We start from the raw sequence: 26,496 nt of genomic DNA on the forward strand, positions 1-26,496 counted from the left end.
TTTTTGAATTATTGTTCAAATGTCTTGATATTTAATAGATTATTAACATGGGAAAGTGAATCTTAAGCGAATCTTAAGTTTGCGATTCTTGAATGAAAGATAGAAGCAGAAAACGTTAATAATTCGTGAAAAAATGGTTTTGATTAGAAATAGTTGTAAATTTGTAATTGGTTTATAAAGTAGGTATAATGGAAGAGATATTAATCAATGAAAAAGAAGAAAAGTTTTTAACATATTGGGAGAAAAGATTCTCTACAATTTTTAAAGACAATACAAGTTGGACAACTTTGTTTATGACAGTTAACAAAGCTACTTTTCCAGATTCATTAAATATAGAAACGTTTTGCAAAAAGTTTATGCAAGATTTCAATATGAAATTATCATATAAATATGATGAATCAGACAACGAATACGATTTGACAATTACAAGATAATTACGTAAAACGAAAAATCCTTATCAATTTTGATAAGGATTTTTTTGTGTCAAAATGGGACATTTGATTGATAATCATGCTTAAATTTTAAGAAAAATATTTAACCAAAAAATTAAATAAAATATTGTTGATTTAGATTTGATTTTACTAATTAAAATGTTTAATTTTGCAGTTCACTTTTAAAGGTGATTTAGTTTTTAAAGTTTACAACATTTGTATAGCTCATAATAAGGTTGAGCGTCTCTACGGCAGACCATAAAAAATTGCCACTACAAATGAATTTTTTTTCTACAAAATGAGTCTTGAACCACTCTTGTTAGAAAATAGTTTGTTTGTTGATGTAGATGATACAAATGGTTTAAACACATTAAACCAAATAGTACAGCAAACAATACAATGAACCACAGACTTTTCATTCAGAAGAAATCGAATTTTGACGTTATCAGTCAGAAGACTACAATAGAACTCAAAAACCTTGTACCTACAATTGTGTGCAAGGTTTTTGTTATTTATGATCTATTTAATATAGAAGAAAGCCAATTACAAGAGGTTCAAAATAAGGTGTTTGTCGATCCTGTGACAGACATTGTTTTCAAATACGTAGAAGACGCAGTTAACGAAAGCATTCCTTATTCTAAAAACTATTTTGCAACCGAATTTTTACCTGGTCAATACAATCAACGCGATGATTCTTCGGAACAATGTTTAGTGTTGATGAATGTTGAAAATGTAACCGTAAAATCTGGTTTATTATATGTTTTCAATGATGATTTGTCTGCGGAAGATTTAAAGAAAGTAAAAGATTACTTAATCAATCCAATTGAGTCGCGCGAGAAAGATCTTTCTAAAATGGAAATTCCAGCAAATCCAGAAGCTACTGAAGTTCCAATTATTGAAGGTTTTATTTCTGCTGACGAAAATAAACTACAAGACATTTACAACCAATTCGGATTATCGTTAGAGATGGATGATTTAGTTTTTATTCAAGACTATTTCAAATCAATCAATCGTAATCCAACCGAAACTGAGTTAAAAGTTTTAGATACTTATTGGTCTGATCACTGTCGTCATACAACTTTTGAGACGGAGATTACAGATGTTCAATTTAATTCTAAATTTAACGAAACACTTCAAAAAACATTCGATTATTACCAACAAGTTCGTCAAGAATTAGGAATAACTAAACCAATTCGTTTGATGGATTTAGCAACTGTGATGGGAAAATATCTTTCTCGTACAGGAGTTGTGAAAAATATTGATGTTTCTGAAGAAATTAACGCATGTTCTATTGTCGTTCCAATCGATGTAGATGGTGTTGAGGAAGAATGGTTATTACAATTCAAAAACGAAACACATAATCACCCAACAGAAGTGGAACCATTTGGTGGAGCTTCGACATGTGTTGGTGGAGCAATACGCGACCCTTTGAGTGGACGTTCTTACGTTTTCCAAGCGATGCGTATTACAGGAGCTGCAAATCCTTTAGAAAAAATTGAAGATACGTTACCAGGTAAATTACCACAACGTAAAATCTCTAAAGAAGCAGCAAACGGATACAGTTCTTATGGAAATCAAATTGGTTTAGCGACAACTTTTGTGAAAGAAATTTATGACGAAGGGTACAAAGCAAAACGCATGGAAGTTGGTTTTGTGGCTGGAGCTGTAAAAAAAGAATATGTTCGTCGTGAAGAACCCGTTGCAGGTGACCGAATTATTTTATTAGGAGGAGCAACAGGTCGTGATGGAGTAGGAGGAGCTTCTGGTTCATCTAAAACACACGATGGTCTTAAATTAGACGATTTATCAGCAGAAGTTCAAAAAGGAAATGCAATTGTTGAACGTAAAATTCAACGTTTATTCCGTAATCCAGATGTTTTAGCATTAATCAAAAAATGTAATGACTTTGGAGCAGGAGGTGTTTCTGTTGCAATTGGTGAAATTGCACGCGGAATTAATGTTAATTTAGATTTAGTTCCATTGAAATATGCTGGATTAAACGGAACAGAATTAGCGATTTCTGAATCTCAGGAACGTATGGCTGTTGCGGTTGAGGCTAAAGATGTGGAAACATTTATCTCATTAGCAAAAGAAGAAAATCTTGATGCGACTTGTGTTGCTGAGGTAACGGGAGATGATACAATGACTTTGGTTTGGAAAGGAACAAAAATTGTTGAATTAGACCGTAAATTTTTAGATACAAATGGCGTTCGTAAACAAGCTAAAATCGAAGTTACGGACGAAGAATATACAAATCCTTTTGAGAATAAAGCCTTCAATAAAGAAGCGTTTATTGCAATGATGCAAGAGTTAAATCATGCGTCGCAAAAAGGTATGGTAGAAATGTTTGACAATAACGTTGGACGTTCTACTATTTTGAATGCTTTTGGTGGACAAACAATGGATACACCAGAAGATGTTTCGGTACAAAAATTCCCAACAGACGGATTTACAAATGCAGTTTCTATTGCTTCATTTGGTTACAATCCTACAATTTCTCGTTGGTCAAATTATCACGGAGCTTATTTTGCGGTAATTGATTCGATGACAAAAATTGTTGCTGCTGGTGGAAATTACGCTGATATTCGTTTAACTTTTCAAGAATATTTTGAAAAATTACGTGATGAAGCTACGCGTTGGGGAAAACCATTTGCGGCTTTATTAGGAACGATTGAAGCACAAAAACAGTTCGGAATTCCTGCAATTGGAGGTAAAGATTCGATGTCTGGTTCTTACCAAGATATTGATGTTCCGCCAACGTTGATTTCTTTTGCAGTTGCGCCTTCTTTGGCTGAAAAAATTGTACAAGGAACTTTAGTTGAAAAGAATTCTAAACTTTCAGTTTTTATTCCAACATTAACAGAAGATTATTTAATCGACGAAGCAAATACAAAAGCTATTTTTGATTTTATCGGAACAATTAATGCTGATGTAAAATCAATGATGACGGTTAAATTTGGTGGAATTGCAGAAACTGTAGCGAATATGGCTTTTGGTAATGAAATCGGATTTGAAATCAAAACTGATTTAGATGTAGCAAAATATTATCCAGCTTCGATTGTAATTGAACATTCAGATGATTTAAATATTCCTGCTGAAATCGCTCAAAATTATCATGTTTTAGGTCAGACAAATGATTCAACTTCGTTCAACTTTAATGGAGAAGAAATTAATTTGATTGAATTAAAACAACAATGGAAAGAAACATTCAATTCATTGTTTCCATATAAATCAACTACTGAAACTGTTGTTGAGGAAAAAGATTTAAAAGCAGAACAAATTTGTTTTGCCTTCGCCGATCATAAAGTAGAAAACCCAAAAGTTTTCATTCCAATTTTCCCAGGAACAAATTCAGAATATGATTCAGCAAAAGCGTTCCGTAGAGAAGGAGCAATCGTTTCGACTTTGCCTTTCCGTAATTTAACACAACAAGATGTTGAAGAATCAGTTGATGCTTTTGTAAATGAAATCAATCAAGCCAATATTTTCTTTGTACCAGGAGGTTTTTCAGCTGCTGATGAGCCAGATGGATCAGGTAAATTTATTGCAACGGTTTTACGCAATGAGAAAATCAAAAATGCAATTCACAATTTATTAGAGCGCGATGGTTTGGTTTTAGGAATCTGTAATGGTTTTCAAGCATTGATTAAATCAGGATTATTGCCTTATGGACGTATTCAAGATTTAGAAGAAGATACACCAACATTAACGTTCAATGAAATTGGTCGTCACATTACACAATTAGCGAAAGTGAGAGTGAATAAATCGCACTCACCTTGGTTAAAAGGAATGGAAGGTCAAGAATTCTGGATTCCATTTTCGCATGGAGAAGGTCGTTTCGTAGCAAATGAGGTTGAATTAGAAAAGTTAATTGATAAAGGACAAATCGCAACTCAGTTTGTAGATTTGGATGGAAAATTAGCTGGAAAAATGCCTTATAATCCAAATGGATCTACGTTTGCGGTAGAAGGAATTGTATCGCCTTGTGGAAAAGTTTACGGACGAATGGGACATCCAGAGCGTTACGAAGAAGGATTATTCAAGAACATTCCAGGAAATGGATATATGAATATCTTCAAAAATGCGGTGGAGTATTTTAGAGGGTAGATTATAGATATGAGATATTAGAAGTTAGATATGAGAAAATTTAACTTCTAAAAATTAAATAAAAAATGTCATTTAGAGTTTGTTGAGGAATCTAAAAAGATTTTTCATTACGCCAAGGCTTCATTCAGAATGACAATTGAAGAATAAAGTTTGAGTCATCCTGAACTTGTTTCAGGAACTCATCTTAAAAAAGTGAGAAGCTGAACTGAATTCAGCTTGACATTGAAAATAAAATAAGGAATTTTGAAGTTAGAAATAAGGTAGAAGAAAAAAAATCTAAATATTAAATATCTAACATCTAAATACTAAAAAAAGAAACAAACAACAAACTAATACCAATTTCGATCCTGAACCAATCGAAATTAATCTCGAAAGTTAACCTTGAACAAGTTAATTTTCAAAACAAACAACAAACACGAAGTGGACTTTTTCATTTCAAACAAAACAAAAAAACGATGTAATGAAGTTAGAAATAAGAAACTAGAAGTTAGATGAATTATAACTTTGAATTTCGAAAATCGAGCTTCGAAAAAACAAACAACAACGATGAGCTTAACAAAAAAAGACTTCATTTACGAAGGGAAAGCAAAACAAGTTTACTCAACAGAGGAAGCAGACAAAGTAATTGTTTATTACAAAGATGACGCAACTGCATTTAATGCACAAAAGCGCGGAACTGTTGAGGACAAAGGAGAAATGAACAACAAAATTTCGACTTTAATTTTCAACTATTTGATTGAAAAAGGAGTTAAAACTCATTTCATCGAGCAGTTGAATGATCGTGAGCAATTGGTGAAAAAAGTATCAATTATTCCAATTGAAATGGTTGTGCGCAACTATGTAGCTGGGTCTATGGCTCAACGTTTAGGATTAGAAGAAGGAGCGAAATCTCCAGTTACAATTTTTGATATCTGTTACAAAAAAGATGAATTAGGAGATCCATTAATCAACGATCATCATGCGGTTTTATTAGGAGCTGCAACATATGATGAGTTAGATGAAATGTACACACAAACAGAAGTAATTAACGAAGCGTTGAAAGAATTGTTCTTAAAAGCTGGATTAATTTTAGCTGATTTTAAAATTGAATTTGGTAAAGATGTTGATGGTAATATCATTTTAGCTGACGAAATTTCTCCAGACACATGTCGTTTATGGGATGTTGAAACAGGAAAAAAATTAGATAAAGACCGTTTTCGTCGTGATTTAGGTGATGTTTCAGAAGCTTATCACGAAGTATATAATCGTTTGACAGAAGTTTTAAAATAAACATTTTTTTCATTCTATAATGATTGATAAAAAATTACATAAAAGCCAATTAAAAGCTGAATATTTAACGAATTTCTACGAAAGAAATTTATTAAAAAAATATGCAGCCGATACTGTGGATAGTGTAAACGAAGAATGTGGTGTTTTTGGGGTTTATTCGCCAAATAATATCAACACATATTCTATTGCACAGTTTGGTTTATTTGCGCTTCAACACCGTGGACAGGAAGCGTGTGGTGTTTCTTTCTTGAAAGATGGAAACATTAAAACGGTGAAAAAAACAGGATTGGTATTAGACGTTTTCAAAACAATGGAAGCCGAGATTGAAGAATACCAAGGAAATGCTGCGATTGGACATACACGCTACACAACTGCTGGAGGTGGAAGTCGTCGTAACATTCAGCCACTTTACACGTACAATATTTATGGAAAACCTCATTTCTCTATTGCTCATAACGGAAATTTAATTGAAGTTGAAGCATTAAGAGCTGAATTAGAAGCAGAAGGTTTACCATTTTTAGCAACTTCGGATACGGAGGTTTTATTACGTTCTATTCAAAAATATTCGCATTTAGATATTGTAGAAGCTATACAGAAAGGTACAGAAAAGGTAAAAGGAGCTTATTCGGTTTTGTTATTAGCGAATAATCAAATGGCAGCTTTTCGCGATCCAAATGGTATTCGTCCTTTATGTTTAGGAAAATTGGACGATGCCTATGTTTTCTGTTCAGAAACATGTGCATTAGACGCTGTCGGAGCTGAATTTATCCGTGATGTAGAGCCAGGTGAATTGATTGTTGTAAATGAACAAGGTTTGAAATCTTATTCATTAAATCAACCAACGCAGCGTAATATTTGTGCTTTTGAGTACATTTATTTTGCACGTCCTGACTCGAATATCGAAGGAAATGAAATCTACGATTTACGTGTAGAATCTGGTCGAAAATTATACGAACAATCTCCTGTTGCTGCCGATATTGTAATTGGTGTTCCAGATTCTGGGATCCCGTCTGCAATTGGTTATTCAGAAGCTTCGGGTATTCCTTACGAACCAATTTTGATTAAGAATCGTTATATGTCGCGTTCGTTTATCGTTCCTTCACAAGAAATGCGTGAACGTGTGGTCAACTTAAAATTGAATCCCATCAAAAATAAAATCAAAGGAAAACGTTTGGTTGTTTTAGATGATTCGATTGTACGTGGAACAACTTCGAAACTTTTAATCAAAATCTTAAAAGAAGCAGGAGCAAAAGAAATTCATTTCCGTTCTGCTTCGCCTCCAATTATTGCACCTTGTTATTTAGGAATTGATATGCCTTCTAAAGCAGATTTAATTTCAGGAAATAAGTCAATTAAAGAGGTTGAAGATTATTTGAATGTCGATTCGTTAGATTTCTTAACAGTTGATAATCTGATTGATTTATTAGGAAGTAAAGAACATTGTTTTGGATGTTTTACAGAAAAATATCCCGTAAATTATTCTAATGAAGAATGTAAAGAGGTAAAACCTTTGCATATAGATTAATAAGTTATACGAATTTCGAATCTCGTATTTCGAAAAACTAAATCATAATTAAAATGAGCAATACATATAAACAAGCCGGAGTAGATAAGGAAGAAGGTTATCAAACGGTATCGAAAATTAAAGATGCAGTTGCAGCAACACACAATTCAAACGTGTTGAATGGAATTGGAAGTTTTGGTGCATTTTACCAATTAGGAGGTTACAAAAATCCTGTTTTGGTATCAGGAACCGATGGTGTAGGAACTAAACTACGTGTGGCTTTAGATTCTAAAGTTTACGATACAGTTGGGATTGATTGTTTCGCGATGTGTGCAAATGATATTTTGTGTCATGGAGCAAAACCATTATTTTTCTTAGATTATTTAGCTTGTGGAAAATTAGATTCTGATATCGCAGCAGAAATTGTAGGTGGAATTGCACAAGCGTGTAAAGAAACTGGAACAGCATTAATTGGTGGAGAAACAGCAGAAATGCCAGGAATGTACCAAGTTGGTGATTATGATGTTGCAGGATTTTGTGTTGGAGTAGTAGAACGAGATGAAATTATCGATGGTTCTAAAATAAAAGCTGGACAAGTAATTATTGCGTTACCATCAAGTGGTTTCCATTCGAATGGATTCTCTTTGGTTCGTAAAGTTTTCCCAGATTTTAACGAAGAATTTGAAGGTAAACCTTTGTTCGAAACATTATTAGTTCCAACAAAATTATATCAAAATGATATTTTCAAAATCAAAGATGCTGGAATCGAAATGTCTGGAATTGCTCATATTACAGGAGGTGGATTAATCGAGAATGTTCCTCGTATTATAAATGACGGATTAACTGCTGTAATAGAAAAAGCAAAAATAAATGTACCAACAGTGATGCAAGAATTAGCTAAACGCGGAGGAATTGCAGAAAACGAAATGTTTGGAACATTTAATATGGGTGTTGGAATGGTTGTCATCGTTGACCAAACTGATGCTGAAAAAGTATTGAATATTATTGATGGAAGTGCGTTGATTGGAGAAATTCAAGAAGGTGCTGACAAAATTATATTGAAATAGTAGATTAAATAGTTTAAAAAAGCCGGATAAGATTTCTTATCCGGTTTTTTTATTTTTTGGGGTTATTTGTTTTTGATTAAGATTGATCCTTGTTATAAAATTTTGTAGTTATTTTTCTTAAATAAAAAAGCTTAATTAAAATACAATAGCTTTTAAAGTTAATTCATTTTCTTTTTTTTAATTTATTAAGCATTTCCTCACCTCATTCAATCTTCGTATCTTTGCATTTCATTCAAAAAACTCCAAATTCACTCATAAGTTATGCAACAATCAAAGGCTTTGGCAATTCTAAAATCTGGTCGAAATGTATTTTTAACAGGTTCTGCGGGTGCCGGAAAAACTTATGTGTTAAATCAATACATTCAATATCTTAAACAACATGGCGTTCCTGTTGCTATAACGGCTTCTACGGGAATTGCTGCGACGCACATGAATGGTCAAACGATACATTCTTGGGCTGGAATTGGAATAAAAGATTATGTTTCTGATCGATATTTGGCTTCGCTTCGCGACAAGAAATATTTCCGAGATAAAATGGACAAAGTAAAAGTCTTAATTATTGATGAAATCTCGATGCTGCACCGAAATCAGTTGGATGCGGTTGATTATGTTTTGAAGTTTTTTAAACAAAACGATGAACCTTTTGGAGGTGTTCAAGTAATTTTTTCGGGAGATTTTTTTCAGTTACCGCCGATTGGTGAAGAGTGGGAAGAATCGAAAGATAAATTCTGTTTTATGTCCGATGCTTGGGTTCAAGCAAAAGTGCATATTTGTTATTTGACAGAGCAATATCGTCAAACAAATAATGCATTGAATGATATTTTGAATGAAATTCGTTCGGGGAATATTTCGCAAAAAACAGTTGATTTATTAGAAACTCGAATCGAATATTTTCCAGATGAAATAGATTCACAAACTCGTTTGTATACACATAATATGGATGTGGACCGAATTAATAAAGGTCAATTGATTAATATTGATTCTTCTTCCAAAACATTTGAAGCAAAAGTTGCGGGAAATCCAGCTTTGGTTGAGGTTCTTAAAAAATCTGTTTTAGCAGAAGAAGTTTTAGAATTGAAGATAGGAGCGAAAGTGATGTTTGTTCGTAACAATTTCGAAGTTGGTTTTGTAAACGGAACGCTTGGAAATGTTTCGGGGTATACTGAAAAAGATGAGCCAATTATCAAAACATTAGATGGAGAATTTTACGTTGCAAAACCAGAAACGTGGGCAATAGAGGACGAAAGCGGAAAAGCATTGGCTTCATTCACACAAGTTCCGCTGCGTTTGGCTTGGGCGATTACAATTCATAAATCGCAAGGAATGACGTTAGATTCTGCGTTTATAGATCTATCAAAAGCGTTCGAAAAAGGACAAGGGTATGTTGCACTTTCACGTTTACGAGATTTAAATTCGTTGATGTTACACGGATTGAATCAAACAGCTTTAGAAATTGATTCACTTGCAATGAAGGCAGATAGACGTTTTCAGGTTTTATCGAATGAAATGGATGAGTTTCTAGATGAAAAAGAATTGCAAAACTCTTGGGCTGCTTTTATCCGATATTCTGGTGGAACTTTGGATAAAAAACAAATTGCAAAAAATATCGAAAAGAATAAAACCAAAGAAAAAGGACAAAAGAAATCGACTTACGAAATTACATTAGAATATGTGAAAGAAGGTTTGTCTTTGGATCAAATCGCAGAGAAAAGAGGTTTAACTACTTCAGCAATTGTCGATCATATTGGTAAAATCAAAGAAAGTGAGCCTGATTTGGATTATTCAAAATTTAAACCTTCTGATAAAATTATTGATAAAGTTCGATTAGCGTATAGTGAAATCGAATTTGAAGAGAATAAAGTTTTAAAACCAATTTATGATTATTTCAATGGTGAAATTGGTTATGAAGACATCAAAAAAGCATTACTTTTTATAGATTAAATAAAAATTGTCAGTTCAAAAATCTAAATAACTGACAAAATTGGTCAAATTATTCGAAAGGAATAGTTGTTGTTAAAAGATAAGTATTAAAAATGAACGCTTTTTAAAAGCATCCATAATTTACAATTTATGTCAATAGAAAACAATAATGTAGTTTCAGTAAACTACTCATTACATACCATCGAAGCGAATGGTGAAAAAGTATTTGTAGAACAATCAAATACAGAAGAGCCATTAACTTTTTTATTTGGAGCTGGAATGATGATTCCAAAATTTGAAGAAGAATTAAAAGAATTAACAATTGGTGATAAAAAATCATTCGTAATTACTCCAGCAGAAGGATACGGTGAAAGAGTAGAAGAAGCTGTTGCTCAATTACCTTTAGATATGTTCAAAGAATCTGGATTGCCACCAGTTGGAGCAATTTTACCTTTGACTGATGATGCAGGAAATCAATTCCGTGCTTCAGTTGTAGAAGTGACAGAAGAGGCTGTAATTGCAGATTTGAATCCTCCAATGGCAGGAAAAACATTAGAATTTGAAGTTGAAATTCTTAATGTTCGTCCAGCAACTGAGGAAGAATTATCTCACGGACACGCACATGGAGTTGACGGAACTCAAGGGCACTAAAAAATATTTTCAAAAGGCTATTTCAATTTGAGATAGCCTTTCTTGTTTTTAATTGTGAATAAATCATTAATAAATAGATTAAATCCACGTTATATTTTTCGACTTGCATCAACTAAAATCTTATCTTTGTAAAACAAACAAGATTACTTACAAACAAACATGAAAATAGCTGTATTTGTTTCCGGTGGCGGAACAAATCTTCAAAATATTATTGATGCAGTTGAAGACGGAACGTTACCAAATGTCGAGATTTCGATGGTAATGGCAGACCGAGATTGTTATGCAATAGAACGATCGTTGGATAAAGATATCCGAACGTATGTCTTAGACCGAAAAACTTTTTCGGAAGATGCTGAACATAATTTAGAAGGAGAAGAAATCGACTTAATTGTTTTGGCAGGTTTTTTAACCATATTATCTCCAGAATTTACCTCGAAATGGGGCTCGAAAATGATTAATATTCATCCTGCATTATTACCAAAATTTGGTGGAAAAGGAATGTATGGCGCGAAAGTTCACAAAGCAGTTTTAGAAGCTGGTGAAAAAACATCAGGAGCAACTGTACATTTTGTAACGGCTGGTGTAGACGAAGGACAAATTATTTGTCAAGGAATTTTTGAAATTGAAGAAGGTGATGAAGTAGCAGATTTACAGCGTAAAGTTGCTGAGGTAGAAAGTGAAATCTACATTAAGGCAATCAAGCAAATCAGCGAAGCATAAAATATAGAATGCCTCAATGTTGTGTACATTGAGGTTTTTCATTTCCAATAAAATAGTAAACAAACAATAAACTTTAAAAACTAAACACAATGCAAAAACAAGCGCTAATAAGTGTTTCGGACAAGTCGAACTTGTTAGAATTTGCAAAATTCTTGGTTGAACAAGATTACAAAATCTTATCAACTGGAGGAACATTCAAACATTTACAAGACAACGGAATCGAAGTTACAGAAGTAAAAGATGTAACTGGTTTTCCTGAGATTTTAGATGGTCGCGTAAAATCTTTACATCCTGCAATTCATGGTGGTATTATGGCGCGTCGTTCGGACGAAAATCATATGGCAACAATTGCGGAACATGGAATTAACCCAATTGATATCGTTATTGTAAATCTTTATCCTTTCTTCGAAAAGATGAATACAGGTCTTTCTGAAGCGGAAATGATTGAATTTATTGATATCGGTGGTCCATCAATGTTACGTTCTTCTGCAAAGAATTTTTATGATGTAACAGTTGTAACGGATGTGAATGATTATGAAGTAGTGATGAATGAAATTCGTGAGAATGGTTCAACTTCTATCGAAACGCGTAAATTATGTGCTGGTAAAGTATTCAACTTAACTTCTGCTTATGATGCGGCGATTTCTACTTACATTTTAGGAGAAGATTTTCCTCAATTTTTAGAGTCTTCTTACGAGAAAGTGATGGATTTACGTTATGGAGAAAATCCACATCAAAAAGCAGCTTATTATGTTGATAAAACGAAAAATGGCGCAATGAAAGATTTCGAATATTTACAAGGAAAAGAACTTTCTTTCAACAATATTCGTGATATGGATTTGGCTTATAAAGTGGTTTCAGAATTTGAGGAAACAACTTGTTGTGCAGTGAAACATTCAACGCCTTGTGGAGTGGCAATTGGAGAGAATGTTTTAGAAGCTTATGAAAAAGCGTATGAATGTGATCCAATGTCAATTTTCGGTGGAATCATCGCTTTCAATAGAGAAGTTGATGGAAAAACTGCGGTTGAATTAAATAAAATTTTCTTAGAAATTGTAATTGCACCTTCATTTACAGAAGAAGCGTTAGAAATTTTTAAACAAAAGAAAAATTTACGTATCATCAAAGTGAAGAATCCTGTGTCGGATAAAGTAACTTACGTAAAAGTTGATGGAGGATTAATTGTTCAGTCTACAGATAATCAGTTTTCAACAGATCTTAAAGTTGTAACAGAAGCTCAACCAACAGATCGTCAAATGACTGATTTAGTTTTTGCTCAAAAAATTGTAAAATGGGTAAAATCTAACGCGATTGTTGTAGCGACAAATGGTCAAGCTTACGGAATCGGTGGAGGTCAAACGAATCGTATTTGGGCGGCTCAACAAGCGATTGCACGTGCAAAAGAAAAAGTGGAAGATGATTTAGTTTTAGCTTCAGATGCATTTTTCCCTTTCCGTGATGTAGCTGATTTTGCAGCAGAAAATGGAATTAAAGCAATTATTCAACCAGGAGGATCAATCAAAGATCAAGAGTCTATCGATGCTTGTAATGAACGCGAAATTCCGATGGTTTTCACAGGAATGAGACATTTTATGCACTAAAATTCGATATGCGATATTCGTTTTGCGATGTTGGAATTTAAGATTAACTTAGTGTAAATGAGAAGTTATAGAAATTTAGACATATGGCAAAAAAGTTTGGAGATTTTGAGATTGGTTTACGATCTTTCGAATAAATTTCCAGAATCAGAAAAATATGGATTAACTGTTCAAATAAAAAGAGCCGTTGTTTCAATTCTTTCAAATATCGCGGAAGGTTCTGGAAGAAATTCAAATCAGCAAATGATTAATTTTCTATCTATTTCAAAAGGTTCTGCTTTTGAAGTTGAAGCTCAATTAATAATAGCTTTTGAGTTGAATTATATAACAGAGGCAGAATTAAATGAAGCTTTAGAATTAATTGATCATTATTGTAGAATGAATCAAAATTTTCAAAACTATTTAACAAAGAAAAACAATGGAACAAAATAATAGCGCAAACCGCGAATCGCAAACCGCAACTCGCATCTTAGTAATCGGTTCAGGTGGTCGTGAACATGCAATAGGATGGAAGTTTGCTGAAGATTTCAAGCAAAAAGGACAAGATTTAGAATTGTTTTTTATTCCAGGAAATGCAGGAACAGCTCAAATCGGAACAAACGTTTCAGTTTCTTCGATTGAAGAAATGAAAAATTTCGCGAAAGAAAATCAAATCGATTTAACTTTTGTTGGACCAGAAGCTGAATTAGCAGAAGGTATCGTTGATATTTTTCAGAAAGAGAATTTAAATGTTTTTGGACCTCATAAAGCAGCTGCGCAATTAGAAGCTTCTAAAGCTTTTGCGAAGGATTTTATGGATAAATATGGTGTGAAAACAGCAAAATATAAAAATTTTCAAGGACCAATGTTGGCGATTGATTATTTGAAAACACAAGATTATCCAATTGTAGTGAAAGCCTCTGGTTTAGCGGCTGGAAAAGGAGTTATTATCTGCCAAGATTTTGAAGAAGCAAAACAAGCTGTTTTGGATATCATGGAAGATAAAACCTTTGGTGATGCAGGAAACGAAGTGGTTATTGAAGAATATTTAGAAGGTTTTGAAGCCTCTATTTTGTCTTTCTTTAACGGGAAAAAAATCGTTCCATTTGTTTCGGCAAAAGATCACAAGAAAATTGGTGAAGGAGAAACTGGTCTTAATACTGGTGGAATGGGCGTTATCGCTCCAAATCCATTGTTTACGGAAGAGCATTTCAAAATGTTCGAAGAAGAAATTATGGAGCCAACAAAATGTGGTTTAATTAAGGAAAGATCAGAGTTTGCTGGTGTTATTTTCTTTGGATTGATGATTACAACAAAAGGTGTTTATTTGTTGGAATATAACCTAAGAATGGGCGATCCAGAAACGCAAACAACTTTACCTTTGTTAGAAAATGATTTGGCTGAGGTTGTAAATAAAGCAATTAAAGGAGAAGATTTTGACTTGACTTTCAAAAATCAACATGCGTGTTGTGTGGTGATGGTTTCGGGAGGATATCCAGGAAATTACGACAAAGGTTTTGAGATTCGTGGTTTAGAAAATGTAACTTGTCCTAATTTTATTGCTGGTGCAAAATTATCAGGTGAACAAATTGTTACTTCTGGTGGACGCGTAATCAACATAGTTGGATTAGGAAATACATTAGAAGAAGCACGTGAAACTGCTTACGAAAACATCAAAAAAGTACATTTTGATTACGAATATTATCGAAATGATATTGGAGTAATTCAATAAAAAATACAGTTTATATTATTAAAAAATGCGTTTCAAATGAAACGCATTTTTTTTAATTTATTCTGAAAATTCGACGTGATAAACATCGCTTTTATTTCGATTTATTTTTCGATATTCAAATCCTCCAGCTTGCGGAATAATTTCGACTAAATCAAATGATTGACAACTTTTTGGCAAACCATTAAAAATTAAAGTGAAATGAAGAGACGAACCTTCTTCGATATACGTCCAATTTGGATACATTGTAATTCCGTCCGCAAAAACCAATTGACAACGTTTTCCTGATTGATTATCAATAATAAAAGTAGAAGGCCAAATACGTGCAGCATTTGCATATTCATCTGCCGCCATACAACAATGTATAATAACCTGACTTTCTTCTTCGATATTGGTTAAGAGCTCAGAATCAATAAAAATCTTTTCTTCAAGAATAGTTGCACTCATTATTTTGCAATTTTCTTAATGTACAATTCTTCTACTTTTGCACGTGCCCAATCTGTTTTTCGAAGAAATTTCAACGATGATTTCAAACTTGGATTATCATTAAAACATCTGATGTTAATTTGATTTCCCAAACCTTCCCAACCGCCGTAATAAATTACTAATTCTTCGATAATATCGTCTAAACGTTTTCCGTGTAATGGATTATTTTTTTGACTTTCCATTTTGCAAATTTACGAAAATGTTTTTGGTGAATTTAGAATAGTTCAAGCTTTCTAAAATTCATATTTTTCTTCCAATTGTTCTGCTAAATGTAAAATATCATTCACTCGCGCTAATTGCTCAATCCAATTGGTCGGAATTGTTTCTGCATCATAATAAATCCCTGCAATTCCACCAGCAATACAAGCAATTGTATCGGTATCATGTCCTAAATTCACCGCTTTCAAAACACAATCTTTATACGAACTTGTATGTAGCAAACACCAAATAGAAGCTTCTAAACTATCCATGACATAACCAGTTGATTTAATTTCATCTTCTTTTAAATCAATTAGTTTTCCACTTAAAATTCGTTCGAAATATGTAAATTCATTTTTATAAATTTCATTTTCTTCTAAGAATAATTTTAACCAAAAATTTGTGTTCAGATAAGCTTCTTCTAGATTTTCGGCATCTAAAACGTTCAACGCAAATTCAATATAATAAATACACGCCAAAACAGAACGATTGTGCGCATGCGTGATAGAAGAAACTTCTTTGACGATTTCACAGCGTTCATCAATCGATAAATCTTTCGTGAAAATTGCTAAAGGAAGAATACGCATTAACGATCCATTTCCATTATCAGATTCGGATGTAGAACCAGCCTCAATTGGATTTTTTACAACTCGTAAACGATTTATTGCTTTTCGTGTAGAAATTCCAACATCAAAGACTTCTCCGTCAGCCGTCCAATAACCTTCGTGCATCCACATCTGAAATTTTTCTGCAATATCATTCACATTATAACCATTACACAACGATTCAGCCAAGCAAAACATCATCGAACTATCGTCAGAAAAAGTGCCAGGAGGCATATTGTATGTTCCATAACCCATCATATCTGTGACAGGATTTTGTTGTAAATATTGCCTACTTTTAAACTCAACTGGAACTCCTAATGCGTCACCAACCGCCGATCCAATTAATATATTTTTCGAAAAATTTTTTCTATTCATAACTTTCTTTTATAAATGAAAAATAATTGATTTTTTTGAATATATCCAAATTATTTTAAAATTTTTATAAATTAATCATAATAAATTTATCTTTTTCGGATAAAATATTAAAAAGTTTAAAATAGATAAAAAAGTATAAGTCGTATTGTCAGTTTTGATTAAATTGGAACTGATTTTGATTAAATTACCACACAAACTTATTATTACTATGGCTTTTATAGATTATTATACAACATTAGGTCTGCAAAAGACCGCATCACAAGATGAGATAAAAAAAGCTTATCGGAAATTGGCACGTAAGTATCATCCCGATCTTAATCCAAATAACGATGAAGCTGCACAGAAATTTAAAGAATTAAATGAAGCAAACGAAGTGTTGAGCGATCCAGAAAAACGTAAAAAATACGATAAATATGGAGAAAATTGGCAACATGGTGAAGAATATGAAAAAGCTCGTCAGCAACAACAACAGCAACAATATCAATATAGTAATAGCGATTTTGATGGAGCTGAAGGTTTTGGTGATTTTGATGGCTATTCAGATTTTTTCAGTTCGATGTTTGGACGCGAAGGAAGGAGTAGATCAACAGGTTATAAAGGGCAAGATGTTAATGCCAGTTTGACACTAAATTTGACAGATACATTGACTTCGCATAAACAAACTTTTGCTGTGAATGGTAAAAATATACGAATTACAATTCCAGCTGGAGTAGAAGATGGGCAAACGATTAAGATAAAAGGTCACGGAGGAAAAGGTTATAACAATGGTCCAAATGGAGATTTGTATATCACGTTTCATATCGAAAATAATACGTCTTTTGAAGTTAATGGAGCAGATTTATCTACAATTGTTGAAATCGACTTATACGATGCAATTTTGGGTGGAGAAGCAATGGTTGATACGCTTTCTGGAAAAGTAAAAGTTCCGATAAAAGAAGGAACGGAAAATAATAAAAAGGTAAAATTGAAAGGAAAAGGTTTGCCAATTTATAAGAAAGATGATCAATTTGGAGATTTGTATGTGACATTTTCTGTAAAAACTCCAACTAATTTATCAGCAGAAGAGAAAGAATTATTCGAGAAATTACGTTCACTTAAAAAAGCTTAAAACCATGAAAAATGTAACGATATCTGTTATTCAGTTTAGTAAATATCATCAGATTGAACCTCAATTTGTGATTGATTTGTACAAAAATGATTTGGTTGTTTTGCATGAACGTAACCAAGAATATTTTATCGAAGAAAATGATTTGAAATTAATCGAACGATTTATTGAATTTCATTATAATTTGGGCGTTAATTTAGAAGGTTTAGAAGTGATTCATCATCTTTTGAAACAAATCGAAACTCTACAAAAACAACTTAAATAATCGAAATCAAAAGCAACCTTTGCAGAAAACTGCAAAGGTTGTCTTATTTTTGCATAAATATTTTTGTATGGATACTCCCGAAAAGAAGAGTAAATTAAAAAAATTACATTCGCGCAATCGTCATTTAGCGCCTTATAATTTCGAAAAATTGTGTGCGATTTATTCGCCACTTTCCAAATATATCAAACCCAATAAAGAGAACGAACCAACGATTAATTTCTCGGATAGAGAAGCTGTAAAAGCGTTGAACAAAGCGTTGTTGAAAACATATTATGACATCGATTATTGGGAATTGCCAAAAGATAATTTGTGTCCGCCAATTCCTGGTCGCGCCGATTATATTCATTACGTTGCCGATATTTTGGGCGAAAGTTTCGATGGAGTAATTCCGCGAGGAAAAGATGTAAAAGTCTTGGACGTTGGTGTTGGTGCGAATTGTATTTATCCGATTATTGGAAATTACGAATACGATTGGAATTTTGTTGGTGCAGAGTTGGATTATGCTTCTTTCAAAAATGCGGAAGAAATTGTCAAGAAAAATGCTCGATTACGTAACAAAGTTGAGATTAGAATGCAATTTAATCCAAACAATATTTTCAAAAATATCATCAAACAAGGCGAAAAATTTGATATTACAATTTGTAATCCTCCATTTTTTAGATCAAATCAAGAAGTGATGGAGCAAACAATGCGTAAACTGAAAAACTTGGGTCAAAAATCTGATCAAAAACCAATTCAAAACTTTGGTGGAAATAATTCTGAGCTTTGGTGTAGAGGAGGAGAGCGCCTGTTTATCACAAAAATGATAAAAGAAAGTGCAGACTATAAACATCAAGTAAAATGGTTTACAACATTGGTTTCTAAGAAAGAAAATGTTCGAATTTTAGAAGGAATTTTAAAACGCGAAAAAGTAAGAGATTACCGAATTGTAAATATGCAACAAGGGAATAAAATTTCGCGTTTATTAGTTTGGAGATTTTAATTGATTTATTTTTAATTAATTAAAGATTTTATTTAAAATTATTCCAAATTTTTCTGAAGGGTTTATTCGGTTTAAGATTTGTTTTACCTTGTATAAACAAAATTATTACAAATGAAAACAAATAGAATAATGGCTTCTTTGGTAGTTGTAGCGTTGATGTTTAGTATTTTTTCGTTTACGACTTCTCGTCAAATTGACACAGGAAAAGCAATTTCAAGTTCAGAATGGAAAAATCTAAAAGTGTTACCACAAAACATTTCGGAAGATAGTTTGAAAGGTTTGATGCGCGGATACAACGCTGCTTTAGGAGTGAAATGTAATTTTTGCCACGCCGAAAATCCAGATACGAAAAAGATGGATTTTGCAAGTGATGCAAAAAAAGAAAAGGAATTTGCACGTCATATGATTGTAATGACACGTGATATTAACGCGAAAAATTTCAATTGGGAAAATGCAAAAAATCCTGAAATGATCAATGTTGTAACATGTGTAATGTGTCACAGAGGAAATGAAAGTCCTACAAAATCATTGATTGAGCCTGTAAACGCTGAGTTAAAAAACGTGAAAGATGTTGCAAAAGAAAAATTAGCTCCCACATCTGGTTCAACGAAAGTTGAGAAAAAATAAAGAATAGAAATATAAGCTCCATTTTTGGAGCTTTTTTTATTTTCAAAATTCAATAAATCGTATAACTTTGCTTTCAAATTTAAAGAAATAAAATGTTTAAATTTATTCGTAAGGTTATACTTTATCTTTTTGTAGCTCATCTTGTATACATTGTTGTGTTAAAGTGGATTAATCCGCCGTTCACGATTACGCAAGTTCAGCAAGGTTTTGAACAAGGAAAATTTAAGCGCGATTATATTTCCTATGACGAAATGGGACGAAATATAAAATTGGCTGTAATTGGTTCTGAAGATCAAAAATTTCCTGTGCACAATGGATTTGATATGGATGGAATACAGGAAGCGATTGAAAAGAATAAAGAAGGTAAAAAACTTCGTGGAGGTTCTACGATTTCTCAACAAGTCGCGAAAAATGTGTTTTTGTGGCAAGGTCGTTCTTGGTTGAGAAAAGGATTGGAAGTTTATTTTACGTTTATGATCGAAAAAATTTGGGGCAAACAACGTATTTTAGAAATGTATTTGAATACTTCTGAAATGGGAATTGGTGTTTTTGGTGTTGAAGCAGCTTCTGAATATTATTTTAATAAGCCTGCTAAAGATTTAACTAAAAATGAAGCGGCTCGAATTGCAGCAGCTTTGCCTTTGCCACGAAAATATAATGTGAATCCGCCTTCGTCTTTTATCAGTAGACGCGCCAATCATATTGAGCGACAAATGCGAAATATACAAGGAAGCACTGATTTGGAAAAGGTTTTAGGAGAATAAAATAGAAAAGAGAAGTTAATAAGCTTCTCTTTTTTTATTTTTATTACTCTCTCCAATTAATTTTAACCGCAGAAATTTTATCCAATTCCAAACGGATTTCAGGAAGTAATTTGAAATCATTTTTTATGTAAAAAGCCAAAGGAGAACGATAAGGCTCTCCATTCGCTTTTGTATCTTTTTCGTGGTCGATTACCCAACCATTTAGTTCTGTCGAAAATGTTTTTAATCGATTAAGAATTTTACGTCCCAAACCAATTTGATGCAATTCGCTATCCACAATTATTGCAAACCATTTTTCATAATCTCTTTCGAAAATCACCGCCCAAGCTTGCATTTGATTGTTTTCATCTACAGCAAAAAAATGTTTAGCTTCAATCAAACTATTCAAATAATTTTCGGTATCTTGTAAACTTTCAAAAGCTAGATTAATAGGATATTCATTGTTCCAAATTTTAAAAATATAGTCTTTATGAATTTGGTTTAATGTTGTAAATGAATAGATTTCGAATGAGTTAAGTTGAGGCATAAAATGATTTCTTATTCCGCTAAATATACTAATTTATTTAGTCAAAATTTCTTTTAAAATCAAAGGTTTATCAGTTGTAATATAATCAGCTTTCATATCAATCATTTCTTGCATCACTTTTGGGTCGTTAACTGTCCAAACATTAACCAATAAGCCCAAATCTTTCGCTTCTTTCACCCAAGTAGGATTTTTCTGAAAAACGCTATAATGATAATCAATTCCATTCCAATTTCTTGCTTTTACTTCTTGAGGAGACAAATCTCCAGCTAAATAAGAAACGTGAAATTTAGGAGCTAATTTCTTGAATTCATCACAAATATTTTGACTAAATGAAATGATTTCAACTTGTTTTTCTACTTTATGTTTTTTGATGATTTCAATCGCTTTTTTTACCGCACGATCTTCATTTTCTTTTGATGAGTGAGGTTTTAATTCGAAAATTAATTTAACTTTCTTATTCTTTTTTCCTTGTTCAAAATATTCTTCTAAAGTTGGCATATTTTCGTTGTTAGCCAATTTCAAGGTTTTCAAAATCGAAGAATTAGTCATTTCTATTGCATGACCTTGAAAATTATCATCATGATTTACCATCAAAACATCATCAGCGCTGATTAAAACATCAAATTCAGAACCATAAGCACCAATTTCTTGTGCAGATTTTAAAGATTTGATCGAATTTTTTGCATTATTCTCGGTGTCCCAATAACCGCGATGAGCAATAATTTTTTGAGCATTTGCCATATTCGTAAGCATAAAAGTTGTTAAGGCAGTAAATATAAATTTTTTCATGATGAATTGTTTTTTCGAAGTAAAATTATTTTGTTTAAAGGATTTTGACGTTACCTAAAGATTAAGAAGTTGAATTTATAAAAGAATCTGTCGAAAAGCAGTAAATTTTGACTGGAATAAAATTGCGATTGCGCCGAATTTCACTTAATTTTGCACAAAGACAAACACAATGACGCAAGGAATTATTATTTTAGATTTTGGCTCGCAATACAATCAATTAATCGCGCGCCGAATTCGAGAATTTGGAGTTTACACAGAAATTATTCCCTACAACACTTCGATCGAAGAAATCAAAAAACACAATCCAAAAGGAATTATTTTATCAGGAGGACCTTCTTCAGTTTTTGGAGATGAAGCCGCTTTGGTAGATAAAGAATTATTCGAAATGGGCGTTCCTGTTTTAGGAATTTGCTACGGAATGCAATTGATTTCGCACTTATTAGGCGGAGAAGTTAAGAAAGGTGAAAAAGGTGAATATGGAAAATCTGAATTAACAGTTTTAGCTCAAAACAGTTTATTTGCAGGTGTTCCAGAACAATCTACAGTTTGGATGAGCCATTTCGACGAAGTAATGACAGCGCCAACTGGATTTACAATTTCAGGAAAATCAAACATAGATATTGCGGCAATCGCAAATGAAGATAAAAAGATTTTTGCGGTACAATTTCACCCAGAAGTTACACATTCAGAATATGGTTCAACAATGTTAGAAAACTTTGTTTTCAATATTTGTCAGGCTGAAAAGAATTGGGTTTTAAAAGATTTTATCGAAACAGAAATTGCTCGTATAAAAGAAGTAGTTGGTGATAAAAAAGTAATTTTAGGACTTTCTGGAGGTGTTGATTCTTCTGTTGCTGCGGTTTTGATTCATCGTGCAATTGGCGATCAATTAACATGTATTTTTGTTGATACTGGTTTATTGAGAAAAGATGAAGGAAAAAAAGTAATGGAAAATTACGGAAAACACTTCAACATGAACATTAAAATGGTAGATGCTTCAGAACGTTTCTTAACAAACTTGAAAGGTATTGACGAACCAGAAGCAAAACGTAAATCAATTGGTAAAGATTTCGTGGCTGTTTTTGATGAAGAATCAAATAAATTTGAAGATGCAGCATTCTTAGCACAAGGAACTATTTATCCTGATGTAATCGAATCGCAATCTGTAAAAGGACCTTCTGCAACAATCAAATCGCATCACAATGTTGGTGGATTACCAGAAGATATGAAACTTCAATTATTAGAACCATTACGCGAATTATTCAAAGATGAGGTTCGTAAAGTTGGAGTAGAATTAGGTATTCCTCGCGAATTAGTTTACCGTCATCCATTTCCAGGACCAGGTTTAGGAATTCGTGTTTTAGGTGAAGTAGACGAAGAAAAAGTTAGAATTTTACAAGAAGCAGATCAAATTTTTATTGACGAGCTTTATGCACATAATTTATACGACGAAGTTTCTCAGGCTTTCGTGGTTTTATTACCTGTAAAATCTGTTGGTGTAATGGGAGACGAGCGTACGTACGAATATACGGCGGTTGTTCGTTCTGCAAATACGATTGATTTTATGACAGCAACTTGGTCAAAATTACCTTACGAATTCTTAGAATTAGTTTCGAATAGAATTATCAATGAGGTAAAAGGAATTAACCGTGTAGCCTACGATATCAGCTCAAAACCACCAGCAACAATCGAGTGGGAATAAGCTAAAAAATATATCAAAGCCAGCCAATGTGCTGGCTTTTTTTCTATGTAAACTTTAAAAAACTAAATATTAAATGGAACTTTTAAAAGAAAGAATTCTGAAGGATGGAAAAAGTTTCGATGGTGGAATTCTAAAAGTTGATAGTTTTATCAACCACCAAATGGATCCTGTTCTGATGAAAGCAATTGCGTTGGAATTTGTCCAGCGATTTTCGGATTTAAACATTAATAAAATCATTACAATCGAAGCGAGTGGCATTGCACCAGCGATTATGGTTGGATTAGAATTGAATTTGCCTGTTGTTTTTGTGAAGAAAGCAAAACCTAAAACGATGGCAGATTTTTATGCGTCGCAAGTGTATTCATTCACGAAAGACCGAACGTACGATGTTTGCGTAAGTAGTCAATTTTTGAATGAAAATGATCATGTTATTTTTATTGATGATTTTTTAGCGAATGGAAATGCAGCTTTAGGTGTTAAAAGTTTAATAAAACAAGCAGGTTCTGATTTGGTAGGAATGGGATTCATCATTGAAAAATCATTTCAAGAAGGAAGAGAGAGATTGATAGATCAGGGAGTGAGAGTAGAATCTCTCGTTCGTATTGATTGGCTTGCTGAAGATTCAATTGAATTCGTCAAATAATTTGACAAAATTGTTAAATTTATTTTTTTATAATTTTAAAGATTAACTTAGAAATAAATTAAACACTTACTATTATGAAAAAAACTTTATTTATAGCAACAATATTACTATCTCAATTTTCTTTTTCTTAGGAAAAACCATATTTAGACGCATATGAAAGTAAAATTACTTGCTTTAACACTTACAATCTTACTATTTACAGCTTGCAATTCGTACAAAACGGCGAATTCAGCATTAGTTTCTGGTAATTTTAAGCAAGCTTTTGAGCAATCTACACAAGCTTATTTCAAAAATCCATCGGAGAAAAATGGAATCAAATATGTTCCATTAATTTTTGAAGCTTATCATAAAGGACAGCAAGAAGATGAAAATAGATTAAAACAAATTGAAACGTTGACTAATCCTTCTAAATATCAGGAAGCGTATCAAATTATTAATCGTTTGCAAGAAAGACAAAAAACGATTGCTGGAATTGATGGAAGATCGATTAGCGGGAAAACCTATAATTTCAAAACCAAAGATTATTCAGTAGCTTATAAAACAATTCAAGAAAAGTATGCGCAATTTTTGTACGATGAAGGAAAATCTTTTCTAAATCAAGGAGGAAAACTGAATGCACAAACGGCTTATCAAAAGTTTCAAGTTTTAGAAAGTGTTTATTCAAATTATAAAGATACTCGTAGTTTGATGAATACGGCTCGTACAAACGGAATGTATAAAGTTTTGGTGCAATTGGTGAACAACACCGAAGTTGTTATTCCTAAACTATTAGAGAAAGATTTGTTAGATTTTAATTCGTATGGATTGGATTCTAATTGGACTGAATTTTACACGGGAAAATTAAATAGTTCTTATGATTATGTAATTCAATTAAGTTTTGAGACGATAAATGTTTCACCTGAACGAGAAAAAATTGAGGTGCATAATTTTGAGAAAAAAATTGTTGATGGTAAAGAAGAATTGGTGCAAAATGGAGTAGTGGTAAAAGATAAAGACGGAAAACCCGTGATGGTAGATCGTTATATTACAGTAAAAAGTAGATTCGAAGAAGTACAACGCATCAAGGAAGCTGCAATTACGGCAAAATATTATTTGATCGATAATCAAAAAGAGCAAGCCATCGATTCTAAAAATTTAGCAAGTCAGTTTATTTTTAGAGATTCTTACGGAACTTACAAAGGTGATCGACGTTCTTTGGATCGAGATTATATAAATATGATTGGTAGAAGACCAGCTCCATTTCCATCAAATGAGCAAATGATTTTTGATTGTGGACAAGATTTGAAACGTAAATTCAAGAACGAAATCATCCGTATGAAGCTTTGATAAAAAAAATGTAAAAAATTTAATCATTTTTTAAAATTCATTTTCAATAGCTTATCACATAAAACGTCTGTTTTAGCTAAAAACTTGTAAAATTAGTTTTGGTGAATTAAAAAACCTTTCTATATTTGCACAGCAATTAAGACATAGACCCATGGTGTAACGGTAGCACATCGGTTTTTGGTGCCGCTAGTTGGGGTTCGAATCCCTGTGGGTCTACAAAAGTCTTATGCCTCGATAAGCAATTGTTGAGGCATTTTTATCTAACCTAGTTAAGAGAAAAGTTGCAAAAATTGAAATAAAATTTAGTCAGACCCATGGTGTAACGGTAGCACATCGGTTTTTGGTGCCGCTAGTTGGGGTTCGAATCCCTGTGGGTCTACAATTTTTTCTTTTCAATTTTAACATAATAATCATGGACAGACCCATGGTGTAACGGTAGCACATCGGTTTTTGGTGCCGCTAGTTGGGGTTCGAATCCCTGTGGGTCTACAGATTTTAAGCTTCAATATTTTTATTGAAGCTTTTTTTATACTATATATTTTGTTATATTTATCATAATTGATTTAGTAAATGACATTAGAGGACATAATTTTAGAAGCTAAAAAAGGGAAACGAAATGCTCAGAACGCAGTGATAGAGGTTTTGTGGAACAAAGTTTATCATTATGTATTTTCTAAGATTAGAAACGAAGAAGAAGCCGAAGATATCGCTATAGAAACGTTTACGAAGGTTTTTACAAAATTGAAATTATATAACGAAGATTTTGACTTTACGACTTGGGTAATTTCTATCGCACATAATACGATGATTGATCATATCAGAAGATCTCCAAAACTGAATATTTCTCTTGATGATGAAACCAATTTTTTAGAAATTTTAGAAGATCATCCTTCGCCAGAAGAACATTTGATTTTAAAACAAGATAATGACACGCTGATAAAAGCTATTGCAAAATTGAGAGAACCTTATCAAAAAATTATAGAATTGCGTTATATCGAAGATAAAACATACAAAGAGATTGCTGATGAACTCAATTTGACCTTGCCAAATGTTAAAGTTCGTCTTTTAAGAGCCAAACAATTGTTAACAGAGGTGATGCAAGATAATATTTAGTAAATTTATTCGTTG

Annotated in this window: 25 protein-coding genes, 3 tRNA genes and 1 riboswitch; of the genes, 23 read left to right on the forward strand and 5 right to left on the reverse strand. The window is 32.6% G+C overall.

The window, feature by feature from the left end; all coding sequences use genetic code 11:
- The first annotated feature begins 188 nt into the window (after positions 1-188).
- The 11 genes from N5E64_RS06545 (at position 189) to purD (ending at position 14,978) form a co-directional block, all read left to right on the forward strand.
- The gene (locus N5E64_RS06545) at positions 189-434 is read left to right on the forward strand and encodes a hypothetical protein (RefSeq protein WP_038332385.1); all 246 of its coding nucleotides are present in this window, start codon (positions 189-191) and stop codon (positions 432-434) included.
- Positions 435-627: 193 nt separating this feature from the next.
- A riboswitch (purine riboswitch) is annotated at positions 628-726 on the forward strand.
- A gap of 104 nt (positions 727-830) precedes the next feature.
- Positions 831-4,538 carry a phosphoribosylformylglycinamidine synthase gene (locus N5E64_RS06550; RefSeq protein WP_280036520.1) on the forward strand — a complete coding sequence of 1,236 codons (3,708 nt, stop codon included), beginning with the start codon at positions 831-833 and terminating at the stop codon, positions 4,536-4,538.
- 546 nt (positions 4,539-5,084) lie between these two features.
- Positions 5,085-5,807 carry a phosphoribosylaminoimidazolesuccinocarboxamide synthase gene (gene purC, locus N5E64_RS06555; RefSeq protein ID WP_038332381.1) on the forward strand — a complete coding sequence of 241 codons (723 nt, stop codon included), beginning with the start codon at positions 5,085-5,087 and terminating at the stop codon, positions 5,805-5,807.
- A gap of 19 nt (positions 5,808-5,826) precedes the next feature.
- Positions 5,827-7,332: an amidophosphoribosyltransferase gene (gene purF / locus N5E64_RS06560; RefSeq protein ID WP_125349020.1), complete on the forward strand. Its 1,506-nt coding sequence runs from the start codon at positions 5,827-5,829 to the stop codon at positions 7,330-7,332.
- A 53-nt stretch (positions 7,333-7,385) separates the two neighbouring features.
- Positions 7,386-8,378 (forward strand): phosphoribosylformylglycinamidine cyclo-ligase, encoded by a 993-nt coding sequence (purM, locus tag N5E64_RS06565; protein WP_114999539.1) that lies wholly within the window; start codon positions 7,386-7,388, stop codon positions 8,376-8,378.
- Positions 8,379-8,639: 261 nt separating this feature from the next.
- Positions 8,640-10,319, forward strand: coding sequence for an AAA family ATPase (locus N5E64_RS06570; protein ID WP_280036522.1), 1,680 nt, complete (start codon positions 8,640-8,642; stop codon positions 10,317-10,319).
- Between the two features lie 129 nt (positions 10,320-10,448).
- Positions 10,449-10,949, forward strand: a complete 501-nt coding sequence (locus N5E64_RS06575) for a peptidylprolyl isomerase (protein WP_038332370.1) — start codon at positions 10,449-10,451, stop codon at positions 10,947-10,949.
- Positions 10,950-11,108: 159 nt separating this feature from the next.
- The gene (gene purN, locus N5E64_RS06580) at positions 11,109-11,669 is read left to right on the forward strand and encodes a phosphoribosylglycinamide formyltransferase (protein WP_038332368.1); all 561 of its coding nucleotides are present in this window, start codon (positions 11,109-11,111) and stop codon (positions 11,667-11,669) included.
- 89 nt (positions 11,670-11,758) lie between these two features.
- A complete protein-coding gene (purH, locus tag N5E64_RS06585; RefSeq protein ID WP_280036526.1) occupies positions 11,759-13,270 on the forward strand; it encodes a bifunctional phosphoribosylaminoimidazolecarboxamide formyltransferase/IMP cyclohydrolase in 1,512 nt (503 codons plus the stop codon).
- A gap of 57 nt (positions 13,271-13,327) precedes the next feature.
- Positions 13,328-13,699, forward strand: a complete 372-nt coding sequence (locus tag N5E64_RS06590; protein ID WP_280036527.1) for a four helix bundle protein — start codon at positions 13,328-13,330, stop codon at positions 13,697-13,699.
- Positions 13,686-14,978, forward strand: a complete 1,293-nt coding sequence (purD, locus tag N5E64_RS06595) for a phosphoribosylamine--glycine ligase (protein WP_125349024.1) — start codon at positions 13,686-13,688, stop codon at positions 14,976-14,978. Before N5E64_RS06590 ends, purD begins: the two co-directional genes overlap by 14 nt.
- 57 nt (positions 14,979-15,035) lie before the next feature.
- Here purD and N5E64_RS06600 read toward each other — a convergent pair whose 3' ends face one another.
- From N5E64_RS06600 to N5E64_RS06610, 3 genes are read right to left on the reverse strand one after another with little or no spacing between them, the layout of a single operon-like run.
- On the reverse strand, positions 15,036-15,422 hold the full coding sequence (locus N5E64_RS06600; RefSeq protein WP_114999543.1) for a hypothetical protein: 387 nt from the start codon (positions 15,420-15,422) through the stop codon (positions 15,036-15,038).
- On the reverse strand, positions 15,422-15,643 hold the full coding sequence (locus tag N5E64_RS06605) for a VF530 family DNA-binding protein (RefSeq protein WP_038332359.1): 222 nt from the start codon (positions 15,641-15,643) through the stop codon (positions 15,422-15,424). The genes N5E64_RS06600 and N5E64_RS06605 overlap by 1 nt, the downstream gene beginning before the upstream one ends.
- Positions 15,644-15,694: 51 nt before the next feature.
- On the reverse strand, positions 15,695-16,639 hold the full coding sequence (locus N5E64_RS06610) for an ADP-ribosylglycohydrolase family protein (RefSeq protein WP_114999545.1): 945 nt from the start codon (positions 16,637-16,639) through the stop codon (positions 15,695-15,697).
- A gap of 208 nt (positions 16,640-16,847) precedes the next feature.
- Here N5E64_RS06610 and N5E64_RS06615 point away from each other — a divergent pair, with 208 nt between their 5' ends.
- The 5 genes from N5E64_RS06615 (at position 16,848) to mtgA (ending at position 20,382) form a co-directional block, all read left to right on the forward strand.
- Positions 16,848-17,747: a DnaJ C-terminal domain-containing protein gene (locus N5E64_RS06615; protein WP_125349026.1), complete on the forward strand. Its 900-nt coding sequence runs from the start codon at positions 16,848-16,850 to the stop codon at positions 17,745-17,747.
- A 4-nt stretch (positions 17,748-17,751) separates the two neighbouring features.
- Positions 17,752-18,009 (forward strand): chaperone modulator CbpM, encoded by a 258-nt coding sequence (locus N5E64_RS06620; protein WP_125349027.1) that lies wholly within the window; start codon positions 17,752-17,754, stop codon positions 18,007-18,009.
- A 67-nt stretch (positions 18,010-18,076) separates the two neighbouring features.
- Positions 18,077-18,991 carry a 23S rRNA (adenine(1618)-N(6))-methyltransferase RlmF gene (rlmF, locus tag N5E64_RS06625; RefSeq protein WP_114999549.1) on the forward strand — a complete coding sequence of 305 codons (915 nt, stop codon included), beginning with the start codon at positions 18,077-18,079 and terminating at the stop codon, positions 18,989-18,991.
- Between the two features lie 111 nt (positions 18,992-19,102).
- A complete protein-coding gene (locus N5E64_RS06630) occupies positions 19,103-19,618 on the forward strand; it encodes a c-type cytochrome (RefSeq protein ID WP_280036532.1) in 516 nt (171 codons plus the stop codon).
- A 92-nt stretch (positions 19,619-19,710) separates the two neighbouring features.
- A complete protein-coding gene (gene mtgA / locus N5E64_RS06635) occupies positions 19,711-20,382 on the forward strand; it encodes a monofunctional biosynthetic peptidoglycan transglycosylase (protein ID WP_115001288.1) in 672 nt (223 codons plus the stop codon).
- A 43-nt stretch (positions 20,383-20,425) separates the two neighbouring features.
- Here the strand turns inward: mtgA and N5E64_RS06640 are convergent, their stop codons facing one another.
- Together N5E64_RS06640 and N5E64_RS06645 are read right to left on the reverse strand one after the other, a co-directional pair.
- Positions 20,426-20,908, reverse strand: a complete 483-nt coding sequence (locus N5E64_RS06640; protein WP_115001287.1) for a GNAT family N-acetyltransferase — start codon at positions 20,906-20,908, stop codon at positions 20,426-20,428.
- A 33-nt stretch (positions 20,909-20,941) separates the two neighbouring features.
- Complete coding sequence (locus N5E64_RS06645; protein ID WP_280036535.1) at positions 20,942-21,697, reverse strand: glycerophosphodiester phosphodiesterase family protein; 756 nt, start codon at positions 21,695-21,697, stop codon at positions 20,942-20,944.
- Between the two features lie 169 nt (positions 21,698-21,866).
- Between N5E64_RS06645 and guaA the strand changes: the two genes are divergently transcribed.
- The 7 genes from guaA (at position 21,867) to N5E64_RS06680 (ending at position 26,481) form a co-directional block, all read left to right on the forward strand.
- A complete protein-coding gene (gene guaA, locus N5E64_RS06650; protein WP_180906189.1) occupies positions 21,867-23,399 on the forward strand; it encodes a glutamine-hydrolyzing GMP synthase in 1,533 nt (510 codons plus the stop codon).
- Positions 23,400-23,472: 73 nt separating this feature from the next.
- The gene (xpt, locus tag N5E64_RS06655; protein ID WP_115001284.1) at positions 23,473-24,042 is read left to right on the forward strand and encodes a xanthine phosphoribosyltransferase; all 570 of its coding nucleotides are present in this window, start codon (positions 23,473-23,475) and stop codon (positions 24,040-24,042) included.
- A gap of 153 nt (positions 24,043-24,195) precedes the next feature.
- Positions 24,196-25,368 carry a hypothetical protein gene (locus N5E64_RS06660; protein ID WP_280036539.1) on the forward strand — a complete coding sequence of 391 codons (1,173 nt, stop codon included), beginning with the start codon at positions 24,196-24,198 and terminating at the stop codon, positions 25,366-25,368.
- A gap of 145 nt (positions 25,369-25,513) precedes the next feature.
- A tRNA-Gln gene (locus N5E64_RS06665) sits at positions 25,514-25,584 on the forward strand.
- 92 nt (positions 25,585-25,676) lie between these two features.
- A tRNA-Gln gene (locus tag N5E64_RS06670) sits at positions 25,677-25,747 on the forward strand.
- 39 nt (positions 25,748-25,786) lie between these two features.
- A tRNA-Gln gene (locus tag N5E64_RS06675) sits at positions 25,787-25,857 on the forward strand.
- A gap of 81 nt (positions 25,858-25,938) precedes the next feature.
- Positions 25,939-26,481, forward strand: a complete 543-nt coding sequence (locus N5E64_RS06680; protein WP_280036541.1) for an RNA polymerase sigma factor — start codon at positions 25,939-25,941, stop codon at positions 26,479-26,481.
- Positions 26,482-26,496: the final 15 nt, after the last annotated feature.

The sequence above is a fragment of the Empedobacter sp. GD03739 genome (assembly GCF_029843245.1).
In the GTDB taxonomy this organism is placed as follows: domain Bacteria; phylum Bacteroidota; class Bacteroidia; order Flavobacteriales; family Weeksellaceae; genus Empedobacter; species Empedobacter falsenii_B.

What these genes read in the sequence shown, in the direction of transcription:
- N5E64_RS06600 (WP_114999543.1), bottom strand. Translation starts at nt 15,422, where the DNA reads ATGAGTGCAACTATTCTTGAAGAAAAGATTTTTATTGATTCTGAGCTC.
- N5E64_RS06630 (WP_280036532.1), top strand. Translation starts at nt 19,103, where the DNA reads ATGAAAACAAATAGAATAATGGCTTCTTTGGTAGTTGTAGCGTTGATG.
- N5E64_RS06575 (WP_038332370.1), top strand. Translation starts at nt 10,449, where the DNA reads ATGTCAATAGAAAACAATAATGTAGTTTCAGTAAACTACTCATTACAT.
- N5E64_RS06550 (WP_280036520.1), top strand. Translation starts at nt 831, where the DNA reads ATGAACCACAGACTTTTCATTCAGAAGAAATCGAATTTTGACGTTATC.
- N5E64_RS06680 (WP_280036541.1), top strand. Translation starts at nt 25,939, where the DNA reads ATGACATTAGAGGACATAATTTTAGAAGCTAAAAAAGGGAAACGAAAT.
- N5E64_RS06590 (WP_280036527.1), top strand. Translation starts at nt 13,328, where the DNA reads ATGAGAAGTTATAGAAATTTAGACATATGGCAAAAAAGTTTGGAGATT.
- purN (WP_038332368.1), top strand. Translation starts at nt 11,109, where the DNA reads ATGAAAATAGCTGTATTTGTTTCCGGTGGCGGAACAAATCTTCAAAAT.
- purC (WP_038332381.1), top strand. Translation starts at nt 5,085, where the DNA reads ATGAGCTTAACAAAAAAAGACTTCATTTACGAAGGGAAAGCAAAACAA.
- purH (WP_280036526.1), top strand. Translation starts at nt 11,759, where the DNA reads ATGCAAAAACAAGCGCTAATAAGTGTTTCGGACAAGTCGAACTTGTTA.
- rlmF (WP_114999549.1), top strand. Translation starts at nt 18,077, where the DNA reads ATGGATACTCCCGAAAAGAAGAGTAAATTAAAAAAATTACATTCGCGC.
- guaA (WP_180906189.1), top strand. Translation starts at nt 21,867, where the DNA reads ATGACGCAAGGAATTATTATTTTAGATTTTGGCTCGCAATACAATCAA.
- N5E64_RS06640 (WP_115001287.1), bottom strand. Translation starts at nt 20,908, where the DNA reads ATGCCTCAACTTAACTCATTCGAAATCTATTCATTTACAACATTAAAC.
- N5E64_RS06605 (WP_038332359.1), bottom strand. Translation starts at nt 15,643, where the DNA reads ATGGAAAGTCAAAAAAATAATCCATTACACGGAAAACGTTTAGACGAT.
- N5E64_RS06545 (WP_038332385.1), top strand. Translation starts at nt 189, where the DNA reads ATGGAAGAGATATTAATCAATGAAAAAGAAGAAAAGTTTTTAACATAT.
- purM (WP_114999539.1), top strand. Translation starts at nt 7,386, where the DNA reads ATGAGCAATACATATAAACAAGCCGGAGTAGATAAGGAAGAAGGTTAT.
- mtgA (WP_115001288.1), top strand. Translation starts at nt 19,711, where the DNA reads ATGTTTAAATTTATTCGTAAGGTTATACTTTATCTTTTTGTAGCTCAT.
- N5E64_RS06620 (WP_125349027.1), top strand. Translation starts at nt 17,752, where the DNA reads ATGAAAAATGTAACGATATCTGTTATTCAGTTTAGTAAATATCATCAG.
- N5E64_RS06570 (WP_280036522.1), top strand. Translation starts at nt 8,640, where the DNA reads ATGCAACAATCAAAGGCTTTGGCAATTCTAAAATCTGGTCGAAATGTA.
- N5E64_RS06610 (WP_114999545.1), bottom strand. Translation starts at nt 16,639, where the DNA reads ATGAATAGAAAAAATTTTTCGAAAAATATATTAATTGGATCGGCGGTT.
- purF (WP_125349020.1), top strand. Translation starts at nt 5,827, where the DNA reads ATGATTGATAAAAAATTACATAAAAGCCAATTAAAAGCTGAATATTTA.
- N5E64_RS06660 (WP_280036539.1), top strand. Translation starts at nt 24,196, where the DNA reads ATGAAAGTAAAATTACTTGCTTTAACACTTACAATCTTACTATTTACA.
- N5E64_RS06615 (WP_125349026.1), top strand. Translation starts at nt 16,848, where the DNA reads ATGGCTTTTATAGATTATTATACAACATTAGGTCTGCAAAAGACCGCA.
- N5E64_RS06645 (WP_280036535.1), bottom strand. Translation starts at nt 21,697, where the DNA reads ATGAAAAAATTTATATTTACTGCCTTAACAACTTTTATGCTTACGAAT.
- purD (WP_125349024.1), top strand. Translation starts at nt 13,686, where the DNA reads ATGGAACAAAATAATAGCGCAAACCGCGAATCGCAAACCGCAACTCGC.
- xpt (WP_115001284.1), top strand. Translation starts at nt 23,473, where the DNA reads ATGGAACTTTTAAAAGAAAGAATTCTGAAGGATGGAAAAAGTTTCGAT.